This is a genomic window from Yersinia sp. 2542 StPb PI (assembly GCF_048593855.1).
Classification (GTDB): domain Bacteria; phylum Pseudomonadota; class Gammaproteobacteria; order Enterobacterales; family Enterobacteriaceae; genus Yersinia; species Yersinia enterocolitica_E.
Genome location: NZ_JAZGQA010000003.1, coordinates 1 through 13474, shown reverse-complemented (window position 1 = coordinate 13474; position 13474 = coordinate 1). Strand labels below are relative to the sequence as shown.

Here is a 13474-nt window from a genome sequence, read left to right as displayed (position 1 = left end):
CGTTGATAGAAAGGGCGGCAGATGTTGCAAGCTTGAAAGATAATGCTGTAAAGCTGAAAGATTGAGTTTATCTGTGGGTTGTGACAGTAACCCCGCAGATGAGGTACTATCGCGGGCAGAAATCGACAATGAACTTGCGGTGCCGATCCGCTGAAGCCAGTGATCGCCATCCCAGAGTCTGAGGATAATTGAGTAATGAGTGATTTGACTCATGACGGTGCAGAACGCTTACCGCTGCACACCTTTACTGAAAACGCCTATCTGAACTATTCCATGTACGTCATCATGGATCGGGCGTTGCCGTTTATCGGCGATGGTTTGAAACCGGTACAACGGCGTATTGTCTATGCGATGTCCGAACTGGGGCTAAACAATAGCGCCAAATTCAAGAAATCAGCTCGTACCGTGGGTGACGTGCTGGGTAAATACCATCCACATGGTGACAGTGCTTGCTATGAAGCGATGGTATTGATGGCGCAGCCTTTCTCCTATCGCTATCCGCTGGTGGATGGGCAAGGGAACTGGGGGGCACCGGATGACCCTAAATCCTTTGCCGCCATGCGTTATACCGAATCTCGTTTATCCAAATACGCTGAAGTTTTACTGGGCGAATTGGGGCAGGGGACGGTTGACTGGGTGCCAAACTTCGACGGCACCATGCAGGAGCCGAAAATGCTACCTGCGCGCCTGCCTAATATTCTGCTAAATGGTACTACGGGCATCGCCGTCGGTATGGCAACCGATATTCCGCCACATAACGTGCGTGAGATTGCACAGGCGGTGCTGGCACTGATTGATAAACCCACTGCTTCACTGGAAGAGTTGCTGGAATTTGTACAAGGGCCGGATTTCCCAACAGAAGCCGAAATTATCACGCCGCGTGATGAAATTCGTAAAATTTACCAGAATGGCCGTGGCTCAGTCCGAATGCGGGCGTTGTGGAAGAAAGAAGACGGCAGTGCGGTAATTACAGCGTTACCACATCAGGTTTCTGGTGCCAAAGTGCTGGAACAGATCGCCAGCCAGATGCGTGCCAAGAAATTGCCAATGGTTGAGGATTTACGCGATGAATCTGACCATGAAAACCCTACTCGTCTGGTAATAGTTCCACGTACCAACCGGGTCGATCTGGATCAAGTGATGAACCACCTGTTCGCCACGACTGATCTGGAAAGAAGTTATCGTATCAATATGAATATGATCGGTCTGGATCATCGCCCATCAGTGAAAGGGCTATTAGAGATCCTAACTGAGTGGCTGGTATTTCGCCGCCAAACGGTACGTAACCGTCTGAATTACCGCTTGGAAAAGGTACTGAAACGGCTGCATATTTTAGAAGGTTTATTGATTGCCTTCCTTAATATTGATGAAGTTATTCATATCATCCGCACCGAAGATGAGCCAAAGCCACTGCTGATGCAGCATTTTGCCATTTCGGAAACGCAGGCTGAAGCTATCCTCGAATTGAAACTTCGCCATTTAGCCAAATTGGAAGAGGTGAAGATTCGTGGCGAGCAAGATGAATTAGCCAAAGAGCGTGATCAACTACAGGCATTATTGGCATCAGAACGTAAACTCAACACGCTGATTAAGAAAGAGATTCAAGCTGATGCGGCCGCTTACGGTGATGATCGCCGTTCACCATTGACCGAACGTGGTGAAGCCAAAGCGATGAGCGAACATGACATTGTCCCTTCAGAGCCGGTTACCATTGTACTGTCTGAAATGGGTTGGGTGCGCAGTGCCAAAGGCCATGATATTGATCCGAGTGGATTGAGTTATAAAGCGGGTGATAGTTTCCGTGCTGCGGCTCGCGGTATGAGTAACCAACCGGTGGTGTTTATTGACTCAACTGGCCGTAGTTATGCATTGGATCCGCTGACCTTGCCTTCTGCGCGTGGGCAAGGGGAGCCACTGACCGGTAAGCTGACTCCGCCGCCAGGAGCAACCATTGAACAGGTATTGATGGCACCGGATGACCAGAAATTATTGATGGCATCGGATGCCGGTTATGGCTTCGTCTGTACCTTTAATGATTTGGTTGCTAAAAACCGTGCAGGTAAGACCATGATAACCTTGCCGGAAAATGCCAAAGCGTTGACGCCGTTAGAAATTCATGGGTCGGATGACATGTTGTTATCTATTACTGCCGCCGGTCGTATGTTGATGTTCCCGGTCGCGGATCTGCCTGAGTTATCAAAAGGTAAGGGTAATAAGATAGTCTCCATCCCATCGGCACAAGCGGCTGCGGGTGAAGATCGTCTGGCATGGTTGTTTGTCCTGCCACCTCAGACCTCCATCACTCTTCATTTTGGTAAACGTAAGCTCACCTTGCGCCCAGAAGACTTACAGAAATTCCGGGCAGAGCGGGGTCGGAAAGGTTCGCCGCTACCACGTGGCTTGCAGCGTATTGATCGGGTTGATGTTGATGCGCCGCCAGTACCAACCAATACCGAAGAGTAATCGTCGCTAGAAATGAATGACCACCCGGCTTGAGTTGCCGTGGTGGTCATTATTATATTGTTAGTCAGGCATCACCCAGTGAATGTAACCGATGGCAGGCGCAATTTGCGTGCGTTGTCGCGTTACATAATTATGGCGATGAATCTGCGCGGTATTTTGTGGGTAAGCCGTTATACTAGCGTCGATCGCATGTCTAAGAGTGAGTGTTTAAGAGGTTGTTATGCTATTAATTTTGCGCACGGTGCTGGCAGTTTTATATTGTATTCTGGTGTGTGTGTTTGGTTCGATTTATTGCCTGTTTAGGCCACGAAACCCACGTAATCTTGCGACGTTCGCGCATCTGTTCGGTCGGATGTCGGTATTATTCGGGATTACAGTTGAACAACGTATCCCCAAGGAAGCGGCGGACTACGGTACCTGTATTTATATCGCCAACCATCAGAATAATTACGATATGGTCACCATGTCGAATGTGGTTCAGTCCGGTACGGTCACGGTGGGTAAAAAGAGCCTGCTGTGGGTACCTCTGTTTGGTCCGCTATATTGGCTGACCGGTAACCTGCTCATTGATCGTGATAACCGCGCCAAGGCGCATGGCACTATTGCTCAGGTGGTTGAGCAGGTCAAAAAAAGAAATGTTTCTATCTGGATGTTCCCGGAAGGTACACGTAGCCGTGGCCGTGGGTTATTGCCATTTAAGACCGGTGCTTTCCATGCCGCTATAGCTGCTGGTGTGCCTATTGTGCCTATTTGCGTGTCCAGCACCAATAATATCAATTTAAACCGCTGGTCAAATGGCAAAGTCATTGTAGAGATAATGCCGCCCGTTGATACCAGTGGTTATGGCAAAGAGCGCGTGCGTGAATTATCGGAACATTGCCGTAACCTGATGCTGGCTAAAATTGAGCAGCTCGATGCCGAAATTGCCCAACAGGCAGAGCAGCAAGCGGCGGGAAAATAATACTATTGGCTTTTATTGATAGGTTATTGCGTGGCTTGTTTTGATTAAAGTAAATTTTGGCTTTCCATTTAAACGACTCTGGTCGTGAGCGTTTTGCCGTCCTTCAGCGTTATTCGCAGTCAGGCAAAATTTTGCAGTAGGTTTGATTGTGGTTTTCACGGAGAAGATATGTCACTCAGTCGTCGCCAGTTCATTCAGGCTACGAGCTTAGCGCTAGGCGCAGGTTCGCTGCCATTGAGGGCACAGGCTAATAGTACCCAGCAACCCCCGTTACCGGTTCCACCCTTATTGGAGTCTCGTCGTGGGCAACCGCTGTTTTTGACGCTACAGCGTGCACATTGGGCATTCAGCGGCGGTCAGAAAGCCGCAGTCTGGGGGATTAACGGCATGTATCTGGGGCCGACTGTCAGGGTTTTCAGCGGCGATGATGTGAAGCTGATTTATAGCAACCGTCTGGCTGAACCGGTATCCATGACAATCAGTGGGTTGCAGGTTCCTGGTACTCTAATGGGTGGCGCGGCACGTATGATCTCCCCTGGTGTTGACTGGTCGCCGGTATTGCCGGTACGGCAAGCGGCCGCAACCTGTTGGTACCACGCCAATACCCCTAACCGTATGGCACCTCATGTGTATAACGGACTGGCAGGTATGTGGCTGGTGGAAGATGAAATTAGTAAAGCGATGCCATTGCCGAGTCATTATGGTGTCGATGATTTCCCGATTATTATTCAGGACAAGCGGCTTGATAATTTTGGCGTGCCAGAATATGACCCGCCAGCCAAAGGTGGCTTTGTTGGCGATACATTGCTGGTCAATGGGGTGCAAAGCCCGTTTGTCGAAGTCTCCCGTGGTTGGGTTCGATTACGTCTATTAAATGCCTCTAACGCTCGTCGCTACATCTTGCAACTCAGTGATGGCCGCCCTTTGCATGTTGTTGCCAGTGATCAGGGCTTCTTGCCTGCGCCCGTGGCCGTACAGCAGCTTTCGCTGGCTCCCGGTGAGCGGCGCGAAGTGGTGATTGATATGTCACAAGGCAATGAAGTCTCTATCACGGCGGGTGAATCTGCCGGTATCATGGATAGGCTCCGTGGGCTGTTCGAACCCTCAAGTATTTTGATTTCTACGCTAGTGCTAACATTAAAACCAACCGGTTTATTGCCGCTGGTGACCGATAATCTGCCGATGCGTTTATTAGCCGACCAGATTCTGGATGGCAACGTGATTCGTTCCCGTGAGTTCCGTTTGGGTGATGATTTACCGGGCATTAACGGCGCTATTTGGGATATGAGCCGTGTGGATGCTCAGGCCCAGCAAGGGACTTGGGAGCGCTGGACTCTGCATGCCGATATGCCACAGGCATTCCATATTCAAGGGGTCTCCTTCCTGGTGAAGAATGTCAACGGCGCGCCGGCGATGGCCGAGGATCGCGGCTGGAAGGATACTGTTTGGGTTGATGGTGATGTAGAGCTACTGGTGTATTTCAATCAGGTTTCCTCTGAGCACTTCCCGTTCTTGTACTACAGCCAGACACTTGAGATGGCGGATCGTGGTTCTGCGGGGCAGTTAGTGACACAGGCTGCACCAACACTTGGCTAAGGCGTTAGGTTAAGGGTTACCGGGTTCGGTTGATATAAGATTAGTGCTTACTTGGCCTCAGATGAGCAAAGAGCGAATATCAACCGCAACCTAATCCACTCTACATTCACTCACTTGATGGTGTGAGCTTGGTAATCAAAAGATATATCCTTCCTCTTTACGTGGAGAAATGCGTATAATCGCCGCCCGGTGATGATTTCTTAACCCGAACCACCTCAACTTTCCCCAATTCAAAGAGTGTTGCCATGAGTACCAGCTTGATCCAACCAGAACGTGACCTGTTTTCCTATCAGCCTTATTGGGCTGAATGTTATGGCACCGCGCCATTCTTACCCATGTCACGGGAGGAAATGGATATATTGGGCTGGGACAGTTGCGACATTATTGTTGTCACCGGCGATGCCTATGTGGATCACCCCAGCTTTGGCATGGCGATCATTGGTCGTATGCTGGAGGCGCAAGGCTTTCGGGTTGGAATTATTGCTCAGCCGGACTGGACCAATAAAAACGATTTCATGCGGTTGGGTGAACCCAATCTGTTCTTCGGCGTTACGGCTGGCAACATGGACTCGATGATCAACCGTTATACAGCCGATCGTAAGTTGCGCCACGATGATGCCTATACGCCGGATAATCAAAGCGGTAAGCGGCCTGATCGGGCCACTTTAGTCTATAGCCAGCGCTGTAAAGAAGCGTATAGCCATGTGCCGGTATTGCTCGGCGGTATTGAGGCCAGCTTGCGCCGCATTGCTCATTATGACTATTGGTCTGATACTGTGCGCCGTTCGGTTATCGTGGATGCCAAAGCAGACATGTTGGTCTACGGCAATGGCGAACGGCCTTTGGTTGAAGTGGCCCATCGCCTGGCGGCGGGTGAGAAAATTGCCGATATTCAGGATGTTCGCAACACGGTTGTGATGCGCAAAACTGCATTACCGGGCTGGAGTGGGGTTGATTCTACTCGCCTGGACAAACCAGGGCGTATTGAAGCCATTCCCAATCCGTACGGTGAAGATCTGCCGTGCGCCACTGATAGCATTCCTGAATCTGAAGCTAAACCGGTTACTGTTCGTGCCGCCAAACCCAAACCATGGGAAAAGACCTACGTCTTGCTGCCTTCTTATGAAAAAGTGAAAGCAGACAAAGTGTTATATGCCCACACCTCGCGGATTTTGCATCATGAAACCAACCCCGGTTGTGCACGGGCCTTGATGCAAAAACATGGTGATCGCTATATTTGGATTAATCCACCGGCTATTCCACTGAGTACGGAAGAGATGGACAGCGTGTTTGCGCTACCCTACCAGCGTGTGCCGCACCCAGCCTATGGCAAATCGCCGATCCCCGCCTATGACATGATTCGCTTCTCGATCAACATTATGCGTGGTTGCTATGGCGGCTGTTCATTCTGCTCTATCACTGAGCATGAAGGGCGTATTATTCAAAGCCGCTCTGAAGATTCTATTATTCGTGAAATCGAAGAGATTCGCGACAAAGTCCCTGGTTTTACCGGTATTATCTCTGATCTTGGTGGCCCAACGGCTAACATGTATATGCTGCGCTGTCAGTCGCCAAGGGCAGAACAGACCTGTCGCCGTGCATCCTGTGTTTATCCTGAGATTTGCCCACATATGGACACTAACCATCAGCCGACTATCTCTTTGTACCGCCGGGCACGTGATCTTAAAGGGATTAAAAAGATCCTGATCGCCTCGGGGGTCCGCTATGACTTGGCAGTAGAAGATCCGCGCTATATCAAAGAATTAGCCAGCCATCATGTGGGTGGATATTTGAAAATTGCACCGGAACACACCGAGGAAGGGCCACTTTCCAAAATGATGAAACCGGGAATGGGCAGCTATCAGCGCTTTAAAGAGTTGTTTGATACCTATTCCAAGCAGGCAGGTAAAGAGCAGTATTTGATCCCTTATTTCATCTCTGCCCATCCGGGCACTGAGGATAAAGATATGGTCAATTTGGCGCTATGGCTGAAGAAAAACCGTTTCCGTCTGGATCAGGTACAGAACTTCTACCCGTCGCCACTGGCTAACTCTACGACCATGTATTACACCGGTAAGAACCCGCTGGCGAAAGTTGATTATAAAAGTGAAGACGTCGTTGTACCGAAAGGGGATCGCCAGCGGCGGTTACATAAGGCCTTGCTGCGTTATCATGATCCGGCTAACTGGCCAATGATCCGTACTGCATTAGAGGAGATGGGGTTGCAACATTTGATTGGCAGCCGCCGGGAATGCCTGGTTCCGGTAGCGACAATCGAGGAGCAACGTGAAGCTCGTCGGGCGCTGCGCCACCATACTCCGGCCCTGACGAAGCACACTGCTATCACCCGCCAGCGTCAACCAGGTAGCCGAAGCACAACGTCTGCTATCAGCAAAAAACCGCAGGTTGCCAGTAGTACGCCAGTGGCAAAACCGTCAGTAAGCAAAACCGGGGCGAGAAAATCCCCGGTAAATCAGACGGCTACTGGCGCAAAGGGCAAAGCTAAGCATCATTAAACTGAATACATCGCCTTGAACTCAGTTGTCAGACCCGAAAACATCCGGGTCTGGCCCGAGGCGTTTATTGCTGTCTAACTTCGAAATTGCCGTCAGTTCATCTTTATGCAATTTAAAATCAAACACTTCAAAGTTTTCCTTGATACGCGCCGGTGTTACCGATTTCGGGATAACGATCAACCCACAATCGAGATGCCAGCGGATCACCACCTGTGCAGGTGTTTTATTGTATTTTTGCGCTAACTGGCGAATAACGCTTTGATCGAAAACGCCCTCACCACCTTGGGCCAGCGGGCTCCAGGATTCGGTTGCAATATGATGGGTGGCATTCCACGAATGGAGCTGGCGCTGCTGTAGCAGTGGATGTAGCTCAATCTGATTGACGGTTGGCGCCACACCCGTTTCATCAATCAGCCGTTGCAGATGAGGAATCTGGAAGTTACAGACACCAATGCTGCGGATTAAACCTTGTTCTTTCAATGTGATCAGTTCACGCCAGGCACTAACGTAGTGATCCTGTGTTGGGTTGGGCCAATGGATCAGATAGAGATCGACATAATCGAGCTGAAGTTTGCTCAGGCTCTCTTCCAGTGCTTTTTTCGGATCCTGCTGGCTGTCATTCCACAGTTTAGTGGTAATAAATAGCTCATCACGAGCCACACCCGCCGCCTTCAGTGCCGAGCCGACACCCTGTTCATTTTTATAAATCGCCGCAGTATCGACAGAGCGATAGCCCACCTCGAGTGCTTTGCTGACAGCAAGCTGTGTTTCTTCAATCGTTGCTTGCCAAACGCCAAGGCCAAGTTGTGGCATCAGGTTGCCATCGTGCAATTTGATAATGGGTTGTGTTGCCATGTCTATCTCCTTCGCTGACTGATTGGGCTGTGTTTGCCCTGTTTACCCGTAATGTAAGTTTAGTCGTGATCATTCTATTTATGATCTTGCTAGCGATTAATCATGTGTGAGAAGTATCAAAATGTGCACAGATCTATCGGCGATCTGCCACTGAGAGATGAACAGCAAAATGCGTGGTAATAAGCTAAAGCCTAGCAGTTAATAACGATAGCACCCTTTTAACGGTAAGTGAAAAGAGTAAGTAGATGTTGAACAGAAGGCATCCTGTTCAACGATGCCTTCTGTGTTGAAAACTGTAAACTGGGCTGATGCTATTATTAGACCGCAGCTTCGTAGATACGTTTACTATCAGCTAAAGTGATATCACTGTGTTCGCCAAGCTGAGTCATACCGTGCTCTTCCAGTTTTTTAATCAAATCAGGAATAGAACTGCCATCCAGTTTGTAGGCCGACAGACGAGTAGCAACGCCCATGCTTTCAAAGAAATGACGGGTAGCTTCAATTGCGGCATCGATGCGGTGCTCTTCGCTACCGTCACGCAGGCCCCAGACACGCTCCGCGTATTGCAGCAGTTTGGCGCGCTTTTGTTGCTTCTTCGCCACTAACAGAGCGGGCAGTACTACCGCCAGCGTCTGAGCATGGTCCAGACCATGGCGGGCGGTCAGTTCGTGGCCTAACATGTGTGTCGCCCAGTCTTGTGGCACACCGGCCCCAATCAGGCCGTTTAATGCCATAGTGGCACTCCACATAATATTGGCGCGCACATTGTAGTTTTCTGGCTCCGCCAATGCTTTCGGACCTTCCTCAATCAAGGTTAACAACAGCCCTTCAGCAAAGCGATCCTGCACTTTTGCATCAACCGGGTAAGTCAGATATTGCTCAATGGTATGTACAAAAGCATCGACAACACCGTTCGCGACTTGGCGCGGTGGCAAAGTATAAGTGACAACCGGGTCCAGCACGGCAAACAGTGGCTGGACAAAGGGTGAGAAGAAGTGCTGCTTATCACCGGTTTCACGGCGGCTGATAACTGCGCCATTGTTAGCTTCAGAACCGGTAGCAGGCAGGGTCAGCACTGAACCCATTGGCAGTGCTTCTTTAATATCGCTGCCAGTGGTTTGCAGAATATGCCATGGTTCTTGTGGGTAATTGACGCCAGCGGCGATGAATTTGGTGCCATCTAATACTGATCCCCCTCCCACCGCTAGCAGGAAGTCGATTTTCTCTGCCCGGCAAAGCGCAACAGCTTTCATCAGGGTTTCATAGGTTGGATTCGGCTCAATACCGCCAAACTCCAGGAAATCAAAGCCTTTCAGTGCCTGATGGACTTGATCCAGCACACCATTTTGTTTGATGCTGCCGCCGCCATAGGTAATCAAGATGCGGGCATCAGCAGGAATTTCTTTACTCAATTGTGCTATCTGGCCAGTACCGAACAGCACTTTAGTGGGGGTATGGAGGGTAAAGTTTTGCATTATTTGTCTTCCAGCTTATGGGTGATGAACAATTATGGTAATCAAAACGCGACGTATTAGCCGGTGATGCAATGATTGTTTATTGCCGTACCATTGGCAGCCATTGTCGGCAACTTGGCGCGATACCTCAATGCACATTTCTGCCTTGCTCTTGCCTATTTCTCCAAAGCACTGTAGAAAATGCGGTAAATATTGCACAATTTATATCTGATCGTTTTAGTTGCTAGATTGTCTCAGATAACGCCAGTAAGTGAGAGTATATGGTTGAGGTTAATGATATTCAGGCACAGATGGCCGAAAAAATTACGCGTTTGGCGAAGGGGAATGGCTTAACGCCCTCTGCTGTGCCACGGGTGAAAATTTTGTACTCCACAGTGCACCAGCCGCGCACTCCGGTAATGTACACCCCCAGTGTAGTCATCATATTCCAGGGGCACAAAGTGGGTTATCTGGGCAGTAAAGTGTTTCAGTATGATCCGAAAAATTACCTTATTCTGACGGTTCCACTGCCGTTTGAATGTGAAACTTTTGCCAGCCCTGAAATACCTCTGGCCGGAATATCGATTCATATAGACAGCCAGATGCTACAGGATTTGCTGATAGATATCGGTGATGATGAGCTGGATAAACCGTTCGGTAATACCTCTGGCGTCAATTCATCGGCGCTGACCGAAGAAATGCTGTGTGCCACCGAGCGCTTATTGGATGTGATGTCCAATCCCCGTGATGCCAGAGTACTCGGCCCACAAATTGTGCGGGAAATTCTCTACTATGTGCTGTGTAGTCAGTGCGGAGGAGCCTTGCAGGCGCTGGTTAACCGCCATGGGCACTTTAATCAAATTACCAAAACCTTGCGGCGTATTGAAAATCAATTTGCAGATAATCTTAATGTTGAGCAATTAGCGGCAGATGTGAACATGAGTGTTTCGGCGTTTCATCATAACTTCAAAGCCGTCACTAACACCTCGCCACTGCAATATCTCAAATCTTACCGGTTGCATCGCGCACGAATGATGATGTTGCACGATGGGCTAAAAGCCAGTACCGCAGCCAACAAAGTAGGGTATGAGAGTGCTTCACAGTTCAGTCGTGAGTTTAAACGCTATTTTGGTCTCACACCCAGTGAAGAGGTCGCTAAACTGCGGACTAACTGATTTTACGGCCCAGCGAATAATGGCAATAAAAAACGGCGCGGTGAGCGCCGTTTAACTGCTTAAGTCACGAGGCAAACACAGGGTTACTCAGTGACACTTTTACGTTTACACCACACCAACACCAGGGTGCCGACCAAACCAATCAGCAACAACACTATTGGTAAAATCATCAGTGCTGTCATTACCTGGTTTTCATAGTGCTTAACGAATGGGATATGACTTAGCGCGAAACCTAACCCAACGACACTCCCCACCCATAGCAGCCCGCTTAACCAATTAAAGAACTGAAAACGTGCACTGTTCAGGCCAGAAATACCCGCCAGCGTTGGCAGTAAAGTCCGTACAAAAGCGAGAAAACGGCCAATTATCAGAGCCGCCAAACCATGGCGTACAAACAGAGTATGGGCGCGTTGCCGATAATGAACCGGTAGCTGTAACAGCCACCTTTTAACTATTTTAGTATCGCCTAACCACAGCCCTTGCAGGTAACTGAGCCAACAACCCAAACTGGCCGCAGTGGTTAAAATTATCATGGTCGGTAAGAACCCCATGACTCCCTTGGCAATTAATGCACCCGCCAATAGCAACAAACTATCACCGGGGAGGAAAGAAGCCGGTAGCAAACCGTTTTCTAAAAATAGGGTGGTAAAGAGAATGCCGTAAATGACCCAAATCACATTCGGATCGGCAAGTTTACTAAAATCCTGCTGCCATAAGGCATGAAGGATTTCGCGTAATACATCCATTTCTGTTCCTGTTTGCCTAGCGTGTGAGGATATTGTTGTAAGGACTGGTCTAGTGTATCCGTAATGGCGCGGATCCACATTGATCTTATCCTCAATAATCGAATTTTTGAGGGATATATACGTGTCGTTGAGACTATTTGTGTAAGAGAGGATTAATGCGCGGATATTGTTACCGCGCATTAACAAATCAATCGTTCAGAAACCCTTACTGCACTGTTTTGATGCGCTCAAATCCTGCGGCCAAATCGTCCTGCAAATCTTGCACATTCTCCAGACCAATATGTAGACGGAACAGTGTGCCTTTTATCCCGTCCCCTTCATACTGACGAATGGCACGGATATTCTCCGGTTGATAACCCAGAATCAAGGATTCAAAACCGCCCCATGAAAAGGCCATACTGAAGTGGGTGAAATGGTCGAGATAAGCCTCTAACTGTTGCTGACTTAACTCTTCTTTTAATTCAAAAGAGAACAAGCCATTACAGCCATTGAAGTCTCGTTTATAGAATTCATGGCCTTTGCAGCTTGGCAGGGCAGGGTGATAGACAGTGGCAACTTCCGGGCGCTGAGCCAGCCAGTTAGCAATTTCAATACTGCTTTTCTCGTGCTGTTTTAAACGCACACCCAGTGTGCGCAATCCACGGCTAGCAAGATAAGCTGTGTCAGCATCAACCATTTGCCCCATCAGATAAGAGTCTTCACGCAGTTGCTCCCAACAACGCGCGTTGGCAACGGCAATCCCCAGCATCGCATCAGAATGACCAATGATGTATTTAGTTCCTGATTGGATAGAGATATCAATACCAAAATCCAGTGCTTTAAACAGCACACCCGCAGCCCAGGTGTTGTCCATCATAATAATGATGTCTGGTGCAACGGCCCGGATAGCTTGCACCATTGCCGGAATATCTTGTACTTCCATGGTGATGGAACCGGGTGACTCAAGGAATACCACTTTGGTTTTTGGGGTAATTAATGAGTCGATCCCAGCGCCTATCATCGGATCAAAATAGGTCGTGGTGATATTCATGCGTGATAAAATTTTATCGCAAAAACTTTGGGCCGGCTCATAAGCAGAACCGGTCATTAGCACATGGTCACCCGTTGCGACAAATGACAAAATTGCGTTGCTGATAGCCGCGGCACCGCAAGGATAAAGGACGCAACCTGCGCCACCTTCCAGCTCTGTCATCGCCTCTTGCAGCGAGAAGTGAGTCAGGGTGCCTCGGCGGCCATAGAATAATTCGCCTTTTCCCCGATTGATAGTGGCATGCTTCTTCGCTTTTACCGAGTCGAAAACCAGCGATGAAGCCCGCTGGATCACCGTATTCACTGAGCCTTGAGTAAATCGTTTACTTCTGCCCGCACTGACTAAGGCTGTTTCCAGTTTTTCTGTCGTTTCTTTGTTTGCAGACATGATCGTGTCGTCACCTTTACATAGGATATGCTGTAGTTCCAGAGCCAGCATTCATTTTAGAGATATATTCCTTACGTTAGCATGATGATTGTTATGTGGGGGCAGCTTTCACCATGAAAAAAACTAAAGAGAGTGACGCGCTGTTTTCTGACAGTTTGTAATGGAGAAATTCTGTGTAAGTGGCAAAACAAGGGATTTATTAAGGAGTCTTGGTGAGAGTTCTTTAGTTCAATCAATCACTTCTTATCTTTATATCTAATGTTATCGGCATGGAATAATTAAGGTCGCTAT

General features: G+C 48.9%; 9 protein-coding genes. 5 read left to right on the top strand and 4 right to left on the bottom strand.

Translation table 11 applies throughout. From position 1 onward, the window contains the following. Window positions 1-195 precede the first annotated feature (195 nt). From parC to V1952_RS01045, 4 genes are all read left to right on the top strand, one after another. On the top strand, window positions 196-2463 hold the full coding sequence (gene parC / locus V1952_RS01060) for a DNA topoisomerase IV subunit A (RefSeq protein WP_420074215.1): 2268 nt from the start codon (window positions 196-198) through the stop codon (window positions 2461-2463). 220 nt (window positions 2464-2683) lie between these two features. Beyond that, window positions 2684-3424, top strand: coding sequence for a 1-acylglycerol-3-phosphate O-acyltransferase (locus V1952_RS01055; protein WP_083162401.1), 741 nt, complete (start codon window positions 2684-2686; stop codon window positions 3422-3424). A 168-nt stretch (window positions 3425-3592) separates the two neighbouring features. After that, on the top strand, window positions 3593-5020 hold the full coding sequence (gene ftsP, locus V1952_RS01050) for a cell division protein FtsP (RefSeq protein WP_372560495.1): 1428 nt from the start codon (window positions 3593-3595) through the stop codon (window positions 5018-5020). A gap of 245 nt (window positions 5021-5265) precedes the next feature. Next, window positions 5266-7536, top strand: coding sequence for a YgiQ family radical SAM protein (locus tag V1952_RS01045; RefSeq protein ID WP_420074214.1), 2271 nt, complete (start codon window positions 5266-5268; stop codon window positions 7534-7536). A gap of 21 nt (window positions 7537-7557) precedes the next feature. Here the strand turns inward: V1952_RS01045 and dkgA are convergent, their stop codons facing one another. Both dkgA and yqhD read right to left on the bottom strand, forming a co-directional pair. After that, window positions 7558-8391, bottom strand: a complete 834-nt coding sequence (gene dkgA / locus V1952_RS01040; protein WP_420070738.1) for a 2,5-didehydrogluconate reductase DkgA — start codon at window positions 8389-8391, stop codon at window positions 7558-7560. 317 nt (window positions 8392-8708) lie between these two features. Continuing rightward, a complete protein-coding gene (gene yqhD, locus V1952_RS01035; RefSeq protein WP_372560498.1) occupies window positions 8709-9866 on the bottom strand; it encodes an alcohol dehydrogenase in 1158 nt (385 codons plus the stop codon). Between the two features lie 260 nt (window positions 9867-10126). Here yqhD and V1952_RS01030 point away from each other — a divergent pair, with 260 nt between their 5' ends. After that, window positions 10127-11020: an AraC family transcriptional regulator gene (locus tag V1952_RS01030; RefSeq protein ID WP_420070737.1), complete on the top strand. Its 894-nt coding sequence runs from the start codon at window positions 10127-10129 to the stop codon at window positions 11018-11020. Between the two features lie 83 nt (window positions 11021-11103). Here the strand turns inward: V1952_RS01030 and V1952_RS01025 are convergent, their stop codons facing one another. Together V1952_RS01025 and metC are read right to left on the bottom strand one after the other, a co-directional pair. After that, window positions 11104-11766: a DedA family protein gene (locus tag V1952_RS01025; RefSeq protein ID WP_083162413.1), complete on the bottom strand. Its 663-nt coding sequence runs from the start codon at window positions 11764-11766 to the stop codon at window positions 11104-11106. A 205-nt stretch (window positions 11767-11971) separates the two neighbouring features. Further along, a complete protein-coding gene (metC, locus tag V1952_RS01020; protein WP_372560500.1) occupies window positions 11972-13183 on the bottom strand; it encodes a cystathionine beta-lyase in 1212 nt (403 codons plus the stop codon). Between the last annotated feature and the right edge of the window lie 291 nt (window positions 13184-13474).

Coding starts and splice junctions, on each gene's coding strand:
- V1952_RS01045 (WP_420074214.1), top strand. CDS start 5,266: ATGAGTACCAGCTTGATCCAACCAGAACGTGACCTGTTTTCCTATCAG.
- V1952_RS01030 (WP_420070737.1), top strand. CDS start 10,127: ATGGTTGAGGTTAATGATATTCAGGCACAGATGGCCGAAAAAATTACG.
- V1952_RS01025 (WP_083162413.1), bottom strand. CDS start 11,766: ATGGATGTATTACGCGAAATCCTTCATGCCTTATGGCAGCAGGATTTT.
- yqhD (WP_372560498.1), bottom strand. CDS start 9,866: ATGCAAAACTTTACCCTCCATACCCCCACTAAAGTGCTGTTCGGTACT.
- ftsP (WP_372560495.1), top strand. CDS start 3,593: ATGTCACTCAGTCGTCGCCAGTTCATTCAGGCTACGAGCTTAGCGCTA.
- metC (WP_372560500.1), bottom strand. CDS start 13,183: ATGTCTGCAAACAAAGAAACGACAGAAAAACTGGAAACAGCCTTAGTC.
- parC (WP_420074215.1), top strand. CDS start 196: ATGAGTGATTTGACTCATGACGGTGCAGAACGCTTACCGCTGCACACC.
- V1952_RS01055 (WP_083162401.1), top strand. CDS start 2,684: ATGCTATTAATTTTGCGCACGGTGCTGGCAGTTTTATATTGTATTCTG.
- dkgA (WP_420070738.1), bottom strand. CDS start 8,391: ATGGCAACACAACCCATTATCAAATTGCACGATGGCAACCTGATGCCA.